Below are 17,613 nucleotides of genomic sequence, written 5' to 3' on the forward strand. Positions count from 1 at the left end.
CGAAGCAAAATAGCTTCGGATTTTTTTTACTTCGCATTACGCATAAACTCTTCTGCTTTTTCCATCATATTGATACTTCCGCAGAAAAAAGGAACACGTTGATGTAGTTCTGTTGGTTGTATGTCTAGAATACGATTATAACCGTCACTAGCTTTTCCGCCGGCTTGTTCTGTTAATAAAGCCATAGGATTACATTCATATAACAACCGTAGTTTTCCATTAGGATTTTTTGAAGTGCTTGGGTAGATGTAAATTCCACCTTTAATTAAATTTCTATGAAAGTCTGAAACCATCGAACCTATATATCGTGCAGTATACGGGCGATTTTCTTCTTCCTTTTGGCAATATTTTATATAATCTTTTACCCCTTGCGGAAAATGAACATAATTACCTTCATTAACCGAGTAAATGTTACCGTTTTCAGGAAACTTCATATTAGGGTGTGACAAGTAATACGTGCCAATGGCAGGGTTTAATGTAAAGCCGTTTACACCGTGGCCTGTAGTATAAACAATCATTGTAGAAGTACCATATACAATATATCCGGCAGCAACTTGGCGGTTACCCGGCTGTAAAAAGTCGTCTAGTGTTACTGGAGATCCAGATGGGGTTACTCTACGATAGATAGAAAAAATAGTCCCTACCGAAACATTTACATCAATATTTGACGAACCATCTAGAGGATCAATTAATACAACATATTTGTTGTCATTTTTTTCATTTCGGCCTTTAATTGTAATAAAGTCATCCTCCTCTTCACTGGCAATTCCACAAACTATTTCTCTATTAGTTAGTGTGTTAATAAAAGCTTCGTTGGCATAGACGTCTAGTTTTTGCTGATCTTCACCTTGAACGTTTTGATCACCTGCAGTGCCTAAAATATCTACCAATCCTGCTTTGTTTACTTCGTGATTAACAACCTTTGCAGCCAAGCGAATAGAATTGATTAACCGTGATAATTCACCCGAAGAGTATTTAAATTCTTCTTGATTTTCAATGATAAATTCGCCTAGGGTTTTGTTTTTGTTTGCCATTTTTATCTTAATAGATGGATTTTAGTCGCAAATATCGATATTTTTGTCTAAAGCGTATTTTAATTAAACCGAAAAAAGATGGATTTCAATATTCGCAAAAGTACCAAAAAAGACATGCCGGCCGTATTACATTTAATAAAGGAGTTGGCAGATTATGAAAAAATGGAACATGAAGTAGAAATTACTACAGACGATCTAGTAAAAGAAGGCTTTGGCGAAGATCCATTATTTGACTGCTTTATTGCCGAAAAACAAGATGGCGAAGTAGTTGGGATGGCATTAATTTACTTTCGGTTTTCTACGTGGAAAGGAAAAACACTTCATCTAGAAGATTTAATGGTAAAAAAAGAATACAGAGGAGAAGGTTTGGGTATTGCATTATATTCTGAAGTGATAAAATATGGAGCATCACACGGTGTTAAACGTATAGAGTGGATTGTACTAGACTGGAATAAAAATGCAATTAAATTCTACGAAGACACAGGTGCCGAATTACAAAAACAATGGTATACGGTACAAATGGATGAGGAAGGAATTAAAAAATTTGTTGAAAACCTATAAATGAAAATATTCAAGTTTGGAGGTGCGTCTGTAAAAGATGCAAAGGGAGTACAAAATGTGGTACATGTTTTAAAAACCACGGGTGAAAAAAATTTGGTAGTCGTTATTTCAGCAATGGGAAAAATGACCAATGCCCTTGAAGAAGTAGTTACCGCTCATTTGGCAAAAAGTGATACATTAAAAGATCACTTACACGCAATTGAAAGCTATCATTATACTATTTTAAATGATTTATTCCCTAATAAGGAACATGCGGTTTATGAAGCTGTACAAGGCTTATTTAATCAACTAAAAGGATTTTTGGCTAGTTCAAAATCTAAAAATCATGCTTTTGTTTATGATCAAATTGTGAGTTATGGCGAGTTAATTTCAACTACAATTGTTTCAACATATCTTTCAGAAGAAAACATTAAAAACACTTGGCTTGATGTACGTGGATGTATAAAAACCGATGCCAATTATCGTGATGCAAAAGTAGATTGGGATGTAACCCAAAAACGAATTATTAATAAAGTAAGCCCAACCGGAATAACAATCACACAAGGTTTTTTGGGAGCAGAACACGAAAACAACTTTACAACAACCTTAGGTCGTGAGGGGAGTGATTACACTGCAGCAATTTTTGCGTATTGCTTAAATGGAGAATCGGTAACTATCTGGAAAGATGTTCCTGGAGTTTTAAACGCAGACCCGCGTTACTTTTCAAAAACACAATTACTCAATAAAATATCTTATAGAGAAGCAATTGAATTGGCATTTTACGGCGCATCTGTAATTCACCCAAAAACGCTGCAACCTTTACAACGCAAAGAAATTCCTTTGTATGTTAAATCATTCTACAGTCCTACAGACGCTGGTACTTGTGTAGGCAAGGGTGTAACGCTAGACCCTCACACATCGTGTTTTATTTTAAAAAATGACTTGGTGTTGATTTCCCTTTCATCTTTAGACTTCAGTTTTATGATGGAAGATAATATTAGTGAGGTTTTCAAAATGTTGCACGACTATAAAATGAAGGTAGAATTAATTCAGAATTCTGCTATAAGTTTCTCAGTTTGTGTTTCAAATAAGTATAATACACTCGATAAACTTTTGGTAAAATTGCGTGAAAAATTCAAAGTAAAGTGGAATGAAGGAGTAACACTCTACACAGTAAGACATTCATCACCTCTTGAAATTAAGGCCTTGACCGAAAACAAAAAACTTTTATTAAAACAAGAAAGCAGAGACACAGTACAGGTTATTGTACAAAATTAGTTGAATTGCTTTCGCTATATTTGTGTTGGTTATCAATAAAAAGGCAACACGTTCAAAATCAAAAAACTCTATGGGATTAGTTAATGCTAAAGAAGTTGCAAAGGCCATAAATGTCGATAAATTCGGGTTTTTGGGCACTTTTTTGGGCTGGTCTCTTATGAAAGTGTTGAATATTTCTACACTCAATAAAATTTATAACCGAAATAAGCACCTGTCAGATCTTGAGTTTATTAATGCGCTTCTAGAAGAATTTGAAATTAATTTTGAAATCCCTGAAGAAGATTTAAGAAGAATCCCCAAGAAAGGACCCTTTATAACAATTTCAAACCATCCTTTGGGCGGTATTGACGGTATTCTTTTACTTAAACTATTACTAGAGCACAGACCCGATTTTAAAATAATTGCAAACTTTTTATTACATAGAATTGAACCACTCAAACCCTATGTAATGCCCGTAAACCCCTTTGAAGATAGAAAGGATGTAAAATCTAGTGTAATGGGTTTTAAAAGTGCATTGGCACATTTACAGGGAGAACATCCTTTAGGGATTTTTCCTGCCGGTGAAGTTTCAACATACAGAGACGGTAAACTAGTTGTAGACAAACCTTGGGAACAGGCTGCAATGAAACTTATAAAAAAGGCTGAGGTACCTGTGGTTCCTATTTATTTTCACGCCAAAAACAGCAAGTTGTTTTATAGAATGGCAAAGCTGAATGATACCTTACGAACGGCAAAATTACCTTCAGAGTTATTGACTCAAAAAGAACGGGTTATTAAAGTACGTATTGGAAATGCAATTTCGCCAAAGGATCAAGCCGAACATCAATCATTACAAGATTTTACCAACTTTTTACGAAGAAAAACATACGTGTTGGCCAATCCTTTTCAGAAGAAAAAACTATTGGAAACACTTCCGCAATCATTAAAAATACCCAAATTGCCAAAGAAAATAGCAGGTCCCATTCCTGTTGAAGCAATGGAATCTGAAATTGAAAACCTCCGTAAACAAGATAAGAGACTGCTTATAAGTAAAAACTATGAAGTGTTTTTGGCTCAAGCAGAAACCATACCCAATATATTACGTGAAATAGGGAGATTACGTGAAATAACTTTTAGAGAGGTAGGTGAAGGAACAAACAACGCGGTTGATCTAGACGATTTTGACGCTTACTATCATCATATGTTTTTATGGGATACAGATGGCAGAAAACTAGTAGGTGCTTATAGAATGGGGCTAGGAGAACAAATTTTTAAACAATTTGGTATTGACGGTTTCTATTTACAGGATTTATTTCGTTTTGACCAAGAGTTGTATCCTATGATGAGTAAAAGTATAGAAATGGGCCGTGCTTTTATTATTAAAGAATATCAACTTAGGCCTATGCCTCTTTTCTTGCTATGGAAAGGAATTGTACATACTACTTTACGTTTCCCAAATCACCGTTATTTAATTGGTGGTGTAAGCATTAGTAACAAATTTTCAGATTTCAGTAAAAGCTTGATGATTGAGTTTATGAAATCAAATTATTATGATCCTTATGTAGCACAGTATATAAAACCCAAAAAAGAGTACAAAGTCACATTAAAAGACGCCGATAAAGATTTTATTTTTGATGAAAGTGAGGCAGATTTAAACAAATTTGACAAAATAATTGATGAAGTTGAACCAGGGGATTTACGGCTTCCAGTTTTGATTAAAAAATATATAAAACAAAACGCCAAAGTTGTTGCTTTTAATGTAGACCCATTGTTTAATAACGCAGTTGATGGGTTGATGTACATACGTATAGCAGATTTACCAGAAAGCACAGTAAAACCTGTTATGGAAGAATTTCAAGAAGAGCTTGAAAAAAAATATGCCAATAACGGTGGTAAAAAAGAAGAAGAGTAAAACACTTAGCGGTTTTGATACTTTAACAATAGTTTTTTAAAAGCCTTTTCTCCGGCAGTATTCAAATGATCTTGATCAATAAACAAGGAGTCTTGTTTCAAAAAAGCTTCTTTAAAATCTAATACGTGTAGGTTTTTTTCGTTAAACAAACTATCTGCTTTAAAACTGTTTTTGCCCAACACATTGTTATATGATGAAGTAAGCGGAAATTTAACTCCAATTAACTCAACATTGTTTTTTTTACATAAATCAATGATTGTAATAAGTGAACTGAGAAGCTTTTTAGATTTATTTCTTTGAGTGAAATAGGTGTTGAAACGCTCATTGCTTAGGATGTTTTTTTCTTCTTTAGAAAGTTTTGACCAAGCTACTGGTTCTTGAGCCGAAGAAAATATTGACGCAAGTTTGTTTTTGAAATAATGCTTTAAAATAGAGCTGTATTTTGAATTAAAATAAACGACATACCTTTTTAAATATTTTTCATTGATATATGAACCATACGATTCAAAGTCTTGATGTTGTGTAAAATATACCGAAAGTTCCTTATTGTTACTGTCTTCTCTACTAGGTGATAAAGTGTGATCATCAACCGAAAGGTAAAGTCTCTCAATTTCAGAATTACGAATTAAAAATATAAGTTTTCGTTTCAAATCTTCATAAGAATCACCTTTTTGGGATAGATTATAAATTCCATTGGTTTCATTTAAATCTCCTACATGATAGCCGTGTGAATCTGCTAAAAGATATTCCTTTTGATTCAAATCAACCTTGTAATAATCTTTTATATATATATGCTCAATTAATACATAAAGAATCACGTTAATACCTATTAACAGCAGAAAAAATAAACCTATATTTTTAAGAAACGCCTTCATGATTAAAATTGAAAGTAAATAAATTCAATAGCTTCATCGGTGTTTCCGAAAAAATAAATTATAACAATTATACTCACATAAAAACACCATCTTAATGGTTTGTTTAATTGATGTTGAAGTTTTGAAAATGTATGTTCATAATCTTTCCTAAGCCACTCCATAATAATTAACAAAGCAATTAGCCCAAATAACTCTAAAGGAATTAGTTCTGGAACTGTAAAAAATGATTCAGAAAAAATTCCTTTTAAATATAAAGCGGCATCAGTAACAGATTCTGCTCTAAAAAACACCCAAGCCAGTGTTGTAAGTGTAAACGTAAAGAGAATTTTCATGAGTTCAGAAAAGCTTGGGAAAAGGCTTCTTTTTGCTACAATATCAGTATGTTTTTTATGTTGATTAAAAACCATAAACGGTATATAAAATAAAGCGTGTAACGCTCCCCAAATAATAAATGTCCAGTTGGCACCGTGCCAAAATCCGCTAACAATGAAAATGATAAAAATGTTTCTTAATCTTAGCGTTAAATTTCCTCTACTACCTCCTAACGGAATGTAAACGTAATCTCTAAACCAGGTAGAAAGTGAAATATGCCAACGCCTCCAAAACTCTGCAATATCTCTAGAAAAATAGGGGAGCGCAAAGTTTTTCATAAGGTTGAAACCAAATAACCGCGCTGTACCAATAGCAATATCTGAATAGCCAGAAAAATCTCCATAAATTTGAAAAGAAAATAATACAGCACCTAAAAATAACACACTCCCCGAATAGCTTTCTGGGTTTTCAAATATGCTATTTACAATAACAGCACAATTGTCTGCAATGACAATTTTTTTAAACAACCCTAAAAGAATTTGCCTCATACCATCTGTTGCTTCATCATTTTTAAAAATTCTTTTTCTATAAAATTGAGGAAGCAAACTGGTAGCACGTTCTATAGGACCAGCCACGAGTTGTGGAAAAAAGCTTACAAAGGCAAAAAATGATATAGGGTTTGTGGTTGGTTTTAGTTTATTTCGGTAAACATCGATTGTATAGCTAAGTGTTTGAAAGGTATAAAAACTAATGCCAACAGGTAAAATTATAGAAAGCCTAGTTGGTTCTATATGTTGCCCAAAAAATGTAAAAGCATTGGCAAAGCTTTCAGCAAAAAAATTGAAGTATTTAAAAAAGCCTAAAAACCCAATATTTACCAAAACACTTATTAAAAGCAATGATTTTCTAATTGGTTTTCGTTCAGTTTTGGAGAGTTGAATGCCTAAAATAAAGTCAATAAGCGAACTAAATACTATCAGAAAAAGAAACCTCCAGTCCCACCAACCATAAAACACATAGCTCGCAAGTACTAATAAACTGTTTTGAGAAGATATTTTCTTATTAAATACAAACCAATAGAGAATAAAAACGATTGGTAAAAAAACAGCAAACTCTATGGAGTTAAAGAGCATATAAATTATCTAATGACTAAAACTTGAAATCTATTTTTTCAAATATAGATTAAAGTTTATAGAAGTAGGATAGATTATTACTTCAAGAATCTAATCTATACTTAAACTGCTGTATTTTGCTTTAATGAGCATAAAAGCACCATACAGAATTAAACCTACAGCTATGATTCCCATTATCATAGATCCAAATTCATTTTGAAGAAAATCAAAAGCTTGAGTTTTATCTACTTCTTCTACAGAAGCAGAGAAAGCATTTCTAAAAATTAAATATGCCATAATGCCCACTACAATTCCTCGGGCAGTAAAACCTATTTTGGCAGCTGGTATAATTATTTTTGTTGCTTTATTGCTCAAACCTGCTTCGTTTACTTCTTTCCTAAAACTCCCTGAATAGGCTTGGTAAAACTCATAAAAAGACTTACCTAACAAAGCCGCACCAATGATAATAGCAACACTTTTTGAATTAAGCATTTGCATAAATAAAGAGTTATCACCGCCATTTGAGCCGCTCCCCAACACTTGTTTAATAGCAGAAAAAGCTAAGAATGAATAAAAAACACCGCTTATAAAATAACTTACTCGTTTAACTATTGCTTTAAAGCCGGTTCCAATTCCGTTGGGGTCTGTAATTGCTTGATAGCATCGCCAAAAAACATAACCAACAAGCCCAATAGCGGTAATAATGAGTAAGATTTTACCAAAAAGCTGTTGCGAAATAAAATCTAACGCATTGTTGCTACCTGATTTTTCTCCCCCAAGTCCAAAAGCAGCAAAGGCTGTTAACGTGCCTATTAAAAAATAGACCCAACCCTTTGTGGCAACACCAAAACGAGCAAAATTTTGTTTCTTATTTCCCATTGGTTTTTTAAAAATCAATTACACAAAGTAAGACTTGAATTGTGATTAAAAAAATTATCTATACTCAGGGTTTTCAAAATTCCAACGAGTCCCGTCATCCCAATCTGCACGAGAGTTTCCGTAGGCAGAATACCCACCTTGTTCTTTTAGCATTTTTGCTAAATGTAAGAGGTTATATGTCATAAATGTAGTATTACGATTGGTAAAGCTATTATTTTTTGCATCACTTTCTTTATCCATATAGCTTGGTCCCGGACCGGCTTCACCTATCCAGCCACAATCTGCTTGTGGCGGAATACTATAACCAACGTGCTGTAACGAATATAGTAGATTCATAGAACAGTGCTTAATCCCGTCTTCGTTTCCGGTTATAATGCAACCACCTACTTTTCCGTAAAAATAATATTGTCCTTTATCATTTTGCTTGCCACTCATAGCATACAAACGTTCAATGAGTTTTGTAGCTTCAGAAGACTTCTCGCCCAACCATATAGGAGTACCAATAATTAAAATGTCGGCGGCATCAATTTTTTTCCAGATATCAGGCCAAGCATCTTTTTCTACACCGTGTTGGGTCATATCATAATACACTCCCGGTGCAATATCATAATCTACAAACCGAATAATTTCTACTGAAACATTTTCAGACTTCATTATAGTTGCAGAAACATCTATTAAACCTCTCGTGTGGCTCATTCGTGGAGATTTCTTTAACGTACAATTAATGTAGAGAGCCTTCAGGTTGCTGAAATCTGGTTTTTTTGAAGCCATAGTAGTAGTTTTTTGATAAACTTTAATTTAAAACTACTGAAAAGAACTTAACAATGAAGCTAATCTGAATTAAAATCTTCCATAATGAACTTAATTTTATCTTCAGAAATAGGTTTGATTACAAAATTTTTAACCTGTGAGTACTTTTGAGATTTTTCAAAATCTGCAGGATCTATAGAAGAACTTACAATGTAAATGGTAATTTTTCTGGTGGTTTCAACCTTTATAAATTCGTCAAGAAACTGCCAGCCATCCATAATGGGCATATTTAGGTCTAATAAAATTACATCTGGAAACGCATCTGAAGAATCTTCTTGCATTAAAGGTTTTAAGTGATTTAATGCATCTTTTCCGTGATTAAATACTAAAAAACCATTGCAAAAATTTGATAATTGCATCATTCTCTTGGCTCCAAAAATAAAAATAGGGTCGTCGTCTATAATACAGGCTAGATCAATTTTTTTCATTTTGTAAATATAGTTTAAATGTTGTTCCTTTATTAACCTCACTCTCAACTTCTATTTTTCCACCCATTGCTTCAATTTGGTTTTTTGTGATAAATAGACCCAATCCTCTTGCACTTGTATGGTTATGAAAGGTTTTATACATCCCAAAGAGTTTTTCTCCATAGTTCTTTAAGTCTATACCCAACCCATTGTCTTTAATACTAATTATAACAAACTTGTCTTTAACTTCAGCATTAATATGTATTAAAGGATTTCTATCGGGGCTTTTATATTTTATGCTATTTGTAAAAAAGTTTAAAAAGATACTATCTAAAAAAGCAGGTACTCCTTTTATTTGAATGTTTTTGTCAACGTTATTTTGAAATGTAGCATTACTTTCCAGTATTTGAGGATGCAAACTATTAATTGATTTTTGAATGTAATTAAATACATTTTCTGAAGTTAAATTTTCAGCTGTTTTTGTATTAACAATCGCAACTTCATTAAGATTCTCAATGGTTTCTTGTAGGTGGTTTACGGCGCTTTTAAGCATTGGAAAAAACTCATTATTTGTCGCTTCCGGAAGGTCTATTTGCATTAAATTAAGAAGCATTTCTAGATTACCTGAATGCGATCGTAAGTTGTGAGAAACTATATGAGCAAAGTTAAGAAGCCGCATATTTTGGTCTTTTGTAGTTTCTAACAACTCATCATTTTGTTTTTCTGCTTTTTTTCTCTCGGTAATATTATTTATTTGAGAAACAAAATATAAAGGTTTTCCTTCGTTGTTTTTTACTAGTGATACTGAAAGAAGTGCCCAAACAATTGAACCGTCTTTATGGTAATATCTTTTTTCAATTTTGTAACGATCTCGTGTATTGTTAAGCATTTCTTCTAGAAGTGACGTATCTAAAAATAGATCATCTGGATGTGTTATTTCCTGAAATGTAGATTGTAATAACTCTTCACGAGAATATCCTATCATATTGCACAAAGTTTCATTCACCTGAAGCCAAGAACCGTCAATAGCTACCAATGCCATTCCGTTGGGAGCATATTCAAATATTTTTCTGAACCTTTCTTCATTAAGAGCTATTTTTTTTAATGCTCTTGTTTTTTCATCAATATCTTGAAAAACACCTTGAACCCTTATACAATTATTTTGATCATCAAAAATAGGTGCTCCAATAGAGCGCACCCATTTTTCTTTGCCGTCATTAGTTATTATTTGAAATTCGCCATCAAACTTCTCACCGGTTTCTACACTATTATTAAAAAGCTCTGCAATTTTTTCTCGGTTTTGACCTTCTTTATAAAAATTTATACCTTCTTCAAGGCTTGGTTGGTAATTGGCTTCAACTTCATGAATCTCTTTTGTTACTTTGCTCCAATATACCTCATTGTTTATAAGGTCTACTTCCCAGCTACCAATTTTGGCAGCTTCTTGCATAAAGCTGAAAATACGATTGTTGTTATGTGTTTTAGCGTTTTTTGGGGCATTAATATTCATAAAGCTTTTAAATTGAGGAGTTTTTAAAAAGTATTCTATTTAAAATATACGGTATAAAGTTTAATAAAGTTTTATAAAAAATCCTTTTCACTTATTTCTTTATAAAAAAAACAAGTGAAAAGGATGCAGGTAAATAAAACACAAAGCCTAATTTATAATATAATTAAAACCAAGGCTTTTGTCCTACTTGATAAGTGTTGTAAAACTCTTCATCACTTTTTGTAAGGTAAATGATACCTTCAATAAGACCAACAACTCCCGTAGCCATTAAAATAAAAAAACCAACACCTAGGCAAGATGTGGCATAACCAATTAAAGTAGCTACAAGTAGAATAATACCTTCTTTGTTATATCCTAAAATAAATTTGTGAATACCAAGAGATCCTAATATTATGGCTAAGATCCCGGCCATAAGTTTTTTGTTATCACCGCTGTTTGTGGCTTGATTCCAGCCTTCTTTAAATTCATTGGCCGTACTTTTTGCTTCGTTTTCAATATTCTCAGCAGTATCGTCCATTCTTTTTTTTGTGCTGTCGTAACCTTCGTTTTTGTTTTCTTCCATGGTTTTTTTGGTTGGTTATGAAATAGATAATACGTAAAAATAGAAAAAATTATTCTAAAAAAGCACTATCAATAGGTTCCCAAAGTTCAATTTTATTTCCTTCAGGATCTAATATCCAGCCAAATTTTCCATAATCATATTCTTCTATTTCGCCTACTACTGTTACGCCTTCTTCTTTAAGAACTTCTAAAAGCTCTTTTAAGTTTTCAACGCGAAAATTCATCATAAACTGCTTTTCGCTAGGTTTAAAATATTCGGTTTTTTCATCAAAAGGACTCCATTGTGTTGAACATTTATTGCCTTCTTCATCCTTCCACCAAAATGTACAACCATAATCATCTGTATTTAATCCCAAATGTTTATTGTACCAATTTTTTACTGCTTTCGGGTTTTTGGTTTTAAAGAAAAATCCACCTAAACCTGTGACTCTTTTTTTCATTAATTTATTATTTAAATTTTTCGAGTATTTTTTCTACAATGGTTTCAGCTAGTTTTATTTTACTCTCCACGGTCCATCCGGCAATATGCGGAGTTACAAGTACCTGGTCCATTTGTAGTAATTGTTGGAGAGCTTTTGGCATCTCTTCTGAAGTAAATAGCGACTCGAAAGATAATTTTTCATACTCCAAAACATCAAGCCCGGCACCTAGAATAGAACCATTTTGTAACGCCGAAACCAAGTCTTTTGTAACCACACTTTTTCCGCGAGCAGTATTTATAAACCAAAAGGGTTTGCTGAAACTTGAAATAAATTGAGTGTCAATCATTTTATCTGTCAATGGAGTCCAAGGTGTATGCAAACTCACAATATCTGCCATTTCTTGTAATGTTTTTAGCGAAACTTGCGTAGCAAACTTATCACCAACATCATCCTTAATATCATAACACATAACGGTACAGTCAAAGCCCTGTAATTTTTTTGCAAAGGCTTTTCCCATGTTTCCATAACCAATAAGGCCAACTGTTTTACCGTCTAGTTCTACGCCTCGGTTTGCTTCGCGATTCCACTGTCCATTTTTTACTTCGGTGTTTGCTACATTTAGTTTATTGAAAAGGGACAATAACATTCCCAACGCGTGTTCTCCTACGGCATTTCTATTTCCTTCAGGCGCCGCAAATAAGTAAATTCCTTTTTTTTGTGCGTAGTCAATGTCAATACTTTCTAGACCGGCACCAACCCGAGCGATAAATTTTAAGTTTTTTGCAGCGTCAATAAACTGCTTGTCAATTTTAAAACGACTTCTTATAACAATACCTTCATAATTCTCTATCTTCTTTTCAACACTTTCTTTTGAAGAAATATAATCCTCTTCATTACTAAAACCGGCACTCTCAAGCCGATTTATTAAAAGCGGATGATTGTTATCTAAGTGAAGGATTTTCATTTGTTTTTTTTATATAAACAAATTACGAATTTCTTCGGTAATGCGGGTAGGTTTTTGTGATTTCAATTCAACAAAGCACCAAAGCGTTTTTGCGTTGACCATCACTTTGTTATCACTTTTTCTGAAAATCTTATAGTGGCGTTCGCTTTTTACTCCTTCAGCAGAAGTTACCCAGGTTTCAATCTGTAATTTTTCACCTTTAAAAGCCGGATTTTTATATTCAATAAAATGATTTAATACTACCCAGAAGTAAGTGGAGTGAAATTCTTTTGGAGCTTTTGCAAACCAATGTTTTTCAGCAATATCAATACACCACTGCAAATAGGTAATATTATTTACGTGACCATTTACGTCTATTGCGTTTTCAGGGACAGTGAAGGTATTTGAAAAAACAGTATTCAAAATCCTAGAATTAATTTTGCGATGGTAAAATAGATTAAAATACCCAGAATGTCATTACTGGTAGTTATAAACGGACCAGTAGCCATAGCTGGATCAATGCCACGTTTGTCTAAAATAATAGGCACAAATGTTCCTATTAATGAAGCGCTTATAATTACTGATATAAGCGAAATAGCAATGGTAAGTCCAAACTTAAAATTAAGTCCCATAATAAAAGTTCCGCCTACAATTAAAAGAATTGAAAGAACAAAACCATTGAAAAGGCTAAGAACAACTTCTTTTAAAAGCCGTTTTAATAAAGAATCTTTAAGGCTGTTATTTGCCAAACCCTGCATAACTATTGCTGAAGACTGCACACCTACATTACCTGCCATTGCGGCAATTAATGGTACAAAAAAGAACAAAGCAGCGTGCTCAGCAATTGCATCAGAAAAAGTGCCTAAAACGGTAACACTTATAAAGCCTCCTGCCAATGCCAGAATAAGCCAAGGTAACCGCGCTCGTATAATTTTTCTCATGCTATCATCTGCCTCAACATCTTCAGAAATACCTGCTGCCATTTGGTAATCACGTTCGGCTTCTTCTTTTATAAAATCGACAATATCATCAATAGTAATACGTCCTACTAAAATTCCATTTTCATTAACTACCGGAATGGCCTCAAGGTCATATTTTTGCATGATTCTAGCCACTTCTTCATTTTCGGTATGCACAGTTACATAATCTACTTTTGGAATAAACACATCACTTATGTGTGCTTTTTCACTAGCTGTTAAAAGGTCTTTTAGAGAAAGCCTTCCGGTTAATTTACCTTGTTTGTTTACAACGTAAATAGAATGAACTCGAGTTACGTTTTTTGCTTGTCTACGCATTTCTCGTACACACCCGGCAACAGTCCAAGTTTCTTTTACTTTAACAAGTTCTTTTGCCATTAACGCGCCGGCAGTATCTTCATCATATTTTAATAATTCAACAATATCTGCAACGTGCTCCGAATCTTCAATCTCACCAATTACTTGTTTTTGAATGTCCTCGTCAAGCTCACCCATGACATCCACGGCATCATCGGTGTCCATCTCTTCAAGTTCGGCTGCAATTTCTTTAGGAGAAAGGCGCTCTAATATTTTTTCACGAATGTCTTCGTCTAACTCAATTAAGGCTTCAGAAGTAATATCACTCTCAAGTAATTTAATAAGGTAGGTAGCCTCATCTGAGCTTAACTCTTCTAATATTTCAGCAATATCAGCAAAGTGAAACTCTTCTAGTAATTGACGCAGTGCATTACCGTCTTTATTGGCAATGAGCTGTTCAATTTGCTCTATAAAATCATTTGTGAGTTGAAATTGCATCGTTTTCTATCTTTTGGGTAAGCGTAATAAATTGAGATACCGAAAGTTGCTCCGGACGCTTGCCAAATATACTATCTTCTTTCAGTTTTTCGGAAAGATTGAAGGTTTTTAAACTGTTTCTTAACGTTTTTCTACGTTGTTGAAAGCTAGTTTTAACCACTTTGAAGAATAATGCTTCATCACAAGGAAGTGAAAAGTTATCTTTACGTATTAACCTAAGCACACCACTATCTACCTTTGGGGGTGGATTAAATACTCCTGGTTTTACGGTAAATAAATATTCTGCATCATAAAAGGCTTGGGTGAGTACCGAAAGAATACCATATGTTTTACTGCCTTCTTTTTCACAAATACGCTTGGCTACTTCCTTTTGAAACATACCTGAAAATTCAGGAATGCTGTTTCTGTGCTCAAGTGTTTTAAATACAATTTGTGTTGAAATATTATAAGGGAAATTACCAATTATAGCAAAAGGCTTATTGTTAAATAGATTGTTTAATTCGGTTTTTAAAAAATCTGCTTCTATAATTTGAAGGTTGTCTTCGGGATATTCTTCTTGCAAATAAGCTATAGACTCTGTGTCTAGATCCATTGCTAGTACATCAATTTCTTTATGAATAAGGTATTTGGTGAGTACACCCATCCCAGGGCCAATTTCCAATACATGATTATAGCCGTTTAAGGTAAGGGTGTTGCTTATTTTTTTGGCGATGGTTTCATCGTGTAAAAAATGTTGCCCTAAATGTTTTTTTGCGCGTACTGGTTTACTCATAAGTGTTTAATGGCCAATTAAAATTGTGACTTGATATATAAAATACTGAAGTTTTTAAAGAAAAATAAGTTTAGAGCTTTTGAAAAAAAAAGGTTGATATTCAGCTTTTTAGGTATTTCATCGAAAAAATAGAACATTATATCAAAAACACGTAAGAAAATTCTTTAAAAACCTGTTTTTGCTTTTATCTTGCTCATTCAATGAGTTAAAAAGTGCAATGGTCTTATTGAGGAGTGAGCATCATGCACATCTATAAAAGTCTAACAGTCATTAGGTTGTTAGGCTTTTTTTATTGCTCACTTATTACTTCAAGCTCTGTTCTAAAAGCTACAAACTTTCCCTCAAAAGGTTTGCTTTGTTCACGTAATGTATCGGCATTTTCTTTATAATATTTCTGAAGCATCTCTTTGCTTTCTGTGCGGTATTGCACCGAATAGGTAATGCCGCCCATTTCTTCTTCAACTTGTACACGCGTCATAAGTGCTTTTTTAAACTTCCCGGTGTCTAGCATTGCCGGGATGTGTTTTGATTTCATCCAGTCAAGCCACTCATCATGAATGCTTTCGTCAATATTTATAGTTACATTATATATGTACATAAAGGTATAAGTGTTTTTTAATTAATAGCATCACCGCGTAGGGTTCTAAAACGTTTTCTAGCTTCTACAAAGTAAATGCTGTCTGCAAAGTTATAGATTATTTGTTCGTACAGTTCTTTTGCCTTCTCTGGTTTTGCCAATTTTTCTTCATACAGCTTTGCTAGTTTAAAGTAAGCATTGTCGGCTAAAATTTCATCAGGGTATAACTCGATTAACTTTGCATAATTAGATTCTGCCTTTTGCAATTGGTCTGTTTTTTCAAATAATTCGGCTTGTTTTAATAACGCTTCATCTTCTATTTTTTCGCCTTTATGATTGGTGAGTATATCATCTAATTGTTCAATGGCTTGTTGGTCCTTATTTTGAAGCGCCAACAAATCTGCTCGGGCATATTTTTTTAAGGCAATTTGAGTAGAATCTTCCAAAGAGTTGTCTCGTATCATTAAACTAAGCTCCATGGCATCATTGGCTATAAGTTGTGAAGCTGATTTGCGAAGCACGTCTAGTTGAATTTGAGCCCACTCAAAATCTCCTTTATAATAGCTGGTTTTTGCAACTTTAAACCTTGCTTCTTGTGCCAAAACATCACTTTTTACCTTTTTCTGAATTTGAGAATAATAGATTAACGCTTCGTTAAAACGTTCATCAAACACTAGAATATCTGCCAGTTCCATTTTTATTCTAGCTTCTTGATATGCAGACACATTGTTTGATAGTAAGCTTTTTAAATTTGAGATGGCTTCTTCCTTTTTTTCAGCGTTAAATGCCAAAAAATGATTATAATCTATTTGTAAAGCATACGTTTTTGGACCAGTACCAAATTCTGCCAAAATAGATTGAAACTTCTTTTCAATAGTTGGGTACTCCTTTTCTGAAGCTGTTTGTAAGGCAATCTTCATTAAATATTGATGTCCTTGAAGTTTAGCTTCGGGTGTATAGGAGTTTTCTATTATAAAGTTCACCACCTCTTTTGCTGTTTCATAATCTTCTTCGGCAATAGATACTATAGCGAGATTTGCAATACCACTTAGGTCTTCACCCGTACGTTTATAAATAGCTTTTTCTTGTGTAAAAGCTTTTTTAAATTCTTTTTGCTGAATAAACAACCAACTTAATAAATCATTATAAACAACATCTGGATTGCTTTGAAGTTTTTGAAGTAATACTTTCCGAAGAATAGAATTAGCTTCGGTTGAAGGGTCTTCTTTCACAAAACTGCTGAAATTACGCTTAGCGCTGGCTTTAAAAGAAGGGTTTTTTTCAATCAAATCAACATAACGAGAGAACATTTCTTCTAGCTTCCCTTGTTCCCCGTAAATTTGTGCCAATTGAATGTTATAATCCTTATTGGGGTCATTTTCCATCGCTTTTTCATAGGTTGTGATGGCATATTCTAGCAGACTATATTTTGTAAATGCTTTACCTACTGTGTAAGAATAGTTGGGGTTTTCAACAGTAAAATCTATTGCTTTATTATAATTAATCGCGGCAAGGCTATCTTGCTGTTGTAAGGCATAATTATAGCCTAACTCAACATATAGCTGAGGTCTTTTGAGACGGTCGTTAAGTTTCTCTTTTAATAACTTTTCTGAAGCTTTAAAATCTTCTAATTGTTGATTTACTTCAACTAGTGCAATAAAAAAGTCAATTCTATTGGGCGTTCTTTCAAATAATTTCTCATAAATAGAACGTGCTTTCTCAAACTCTCCTTGCTCAAAATAATTTTTGGCCAATGCTTCACTTTGTGCAGAGGCTAATGAAAAGGTTATTAAAAAAAAGAATGTACTAAGTATGCGCATGGGCTAAAGATACTGAAATGTTATGGTACTACCAGTACAAAAATAACGCCAGTTATAGATCAATAATATATTGCAGCGTGATTGTCAATAACTCCTTA

General features: G+C 33.4%; 18 protein-coding genes. 3 read left to right on the top strand and 15 right to left on the bottom strand.

Annotated elements, in window-relative coordinates; translation table 11 throughout:
* Positions 1-26: 26 nt before the first annotated feature.
* Positions 27-1,034, bottom strand: coding sequence for a class 1 fructose-bisphosphatase (gene fbp / locus INR76_RS04920; protein ID WP_223109544.1), 1,008 nt, complete (start codon positions 1,032-1,034; stop codon positions 27-29).
* A gap of 78 nt (positions 1,035-1,112) precedes the next feature.
* Between fbp and INR76_RS04925 the strand changes: the two genes are divergently transcribed.
* The 3 genes from INR76_RS04925 to INR76_RS04935 all read left to right on the top strand — a co-directional run bounded on the left by INR76_RS04925 (position 1,113) and on the right by INR76_RS04935 (position 4,743).
* Positions 1,113-1,595 carry a GNAT family N-acetyltransferase gene (locus INR76_RS04925; RefSeq protein WP_223109545.1) on the top strand — a complete coding sequence of 161 codons (483 nt, stop codon included), beginning with the start codon at positions 1,113-1,115 and terminating at the stop codon, positions 1,593-1,595.
* Positions 1,596-2,852, top strand: coding sequence for an aspartate kinase (locus INR76_RS04930; protein ID WP_223109546.1), 1,257 nt, complete (start codon positions 1,596-1,598; stop codon positions 2,850-2,852).
* A gap of 70 nt (positions 2,853-2,922) precedes the next feature.
* Complete coding sequence (locus INR76_RS04935; RefSeq protein ID WP_223109547.1) at positions 2,923-4,743, top strand: lysophospholipid acyltransferase family protein; 1,821 nt, start codon at positions 2,923-2,925, stop codon at positions 4,741-4,743.
* A gap of 5 nt (positions 4,744-4,748) precedes the next feature.
* Here INR76_RS04935 and INR76_RS04940 read toward each other — a convergent pair whose 3' ends face one another.
* From INR76_RS04940 to INR76_RS05005, 14 genes are all read right to left on the bottom strand, one after another.
* Positions 4,749-5,618: a hypothetical protein gene (locus tag INR76_RS04940; RefSeq protein ID WP_223109548.1), complete on the bottom strand. Its 870-nt coding sequence runs from the start codon at positions 5,616-5,618 to the stop codon at positions 4,749-4,751.
* 2 nt (positions 5,619-5,620) lie between these two features.
* The gene (locus tag INR76_RS04945) at positions 5,621-7,063 is read right to left on the bottom strand and encodes an MBOAT family protein (protein ID WP_223109549.1); all 1,443 of its coding nucleotides are present in this window, start codon (positions 7,061-7,063) and stop codon (positions 5,621-5,623) included.
* 90 nt (positions 7,064-7,153) lie between these two features.
* On the bottom strand, positions 7,154-7,921 hold the full coding sequence (locus INR76_RS04950; protein ID WP_223109550.1) for a DUF1206 domain-containing protein: 768 nt from the start codon (positions 7,919-7,921) through the stop codon (positions 7,154-7,156).
* A 54-nt stretch (positions 7,922-7,975) separates the two neighbouring features.
* Complete coding sequence (locus tag INR76_RS04955) at positions 7,976-8,692, bottom strand: flavodoxin family protein (RefSeq protein ID WP_223109551.1); 717 nt, start codon at positions 8,690-8,692, stop codon at positions 7,976-7,978.
* Positions 8,693-8,751: 59 nt separating this feature from the next.
* Positions 8,752-9,159: a response regulator gene (locus INR76_RS04960; protein WP_223109552.1), complete on the bottom strand. Its 408-nt coding sequence runs from the start codon at positions 9,157-9,159 to the stop codon at positions 8,752-8,754.
* A complete protein-coding gene (locus INR76_RS04965; protein ID WP_223109553.1) occupies positions 9,146-10,648 on the bottom strand; it encodes a PAS domain-containing sensor histidine kinase in 1,503 nt (500 codons plus the stop codon). Before INR76_RS04965 ends, INR76_RS04960 begins: the two co-directional genes overlap by 14 nt.
* A gap of 163 nt (positions 10,649-10,811) precedes the next feature.
* The gene (locus INR76_RS04970; RefSeq protein ID WP_223109554.1) at positions 10,812-11,210 is read right to left on the bottom strand and encodes a TM2 domain-containing protein; all 399 of its coding nucleotides are present in this window, start codon (positions 11,208-11,210) and stop codon (positions 10,812-10,814) included.
* Positions 11,211-11,259: 49 nt separating this feature from the next.
* Positions 11,260-11,649, bottom strand: a complete 390-nt coding sequence (locus INR76_RS04975; protein WP_223109555.1) for a VOC family protein — start codon at positions 11,647-11,649, stop codon at positions 11,260-11,262.
* A gap of 7 nt (positions 11,650-11,656) precedes the next feature.
* Positions 11,657-12,595 carry a 2-hydroxyacid dehydrogenase gene (locus INR76_RS04980; protein WP_223109556.1) on the bottom strand — a complete coding sequence of 313 codons (939 nt, stop codon included), beginning with the start codon at positions 12,593-12,595 and terminating at the stop codon, positions 11,657-11,659.
* Between the two features lie 9 nt (positions 12,596-12,604).
* Positions 12,605-12,997 carry a thioesterase family protein gene (locus INR76_RS04985; protein WP_255592860.1) on the bottom strand — a complete coding sequence of 131 codons (393 nt, stop codon included), beginning with the start codon at positions 12,995-12,997 and terminating at the stop codon, positions 12,605-12,607.
* Complete coding sequence (mgtE, locus tag INR76_RS04990) at positions 12,994-14,346, bottom strand: magnesium transporter (RefSeq protein WP_223109557.1); 1,353 nt, start codon at positions 14,344-14,346, stop codon at positions 12,994-12,996. The genes INR76_RS04985 and mgtE overlap by 4 nt, the downstream gene beginning before the upstream one ends.
* Complete coding sequence (gene rsmA, locus INR76_RS04995; protein ID WP_223109558.1) at positions 14,324-15,118, bottom strand: 16S rRNA (adenine(1518)-N(6)/adenine(1519)-N(6))-dimethyltransferase RsmA; 795 nt, start codon at positions 15,116-15,118, stop codon at positions 14,324-14,326. Before rsmA ends, mgtE begins: the two co-directional genes overlap by 23 nt.
* 289 nt (positions 15,119-15,407) lie before the next feature.
* Positions 15,408-15,716 (bottom strand): DUF4286 family protein, encoded by a 309-nt coding sequence (locus tag INR76_RS05000; RefSeq protein ID WP_223109559.1) that lies wholly within the window; start codon positions 15,714-15,716, stop codon positions 15,408-15,410.
* Positions 15,717-15,733: 17 nt separating this feature from the next.
* Positions 15,734-17,515: a tetratricopeptide repeat protein gene (locus INR76_RS05005; RefSeq protein WP_223109560.1), complete on the bottom strand. Its 1,782-nt coding sequence runs from the start codon at positions 17,513-17,515 to the stop codon at positions 15,734-15,736.
* Between the last annotated feature and the right edge of the window lie 98 nt (positions 17,516-17,613).

The sequence above is a fragment of the Marixanthomonas sp. SCSIO 43207 genome (assembly GCF_019904255.1).
GTDB lineage: Bacteria > Bacteroidota > Bacteroidia > Flavobacteriales > Flavobacteriaceae > Marixanthomonas.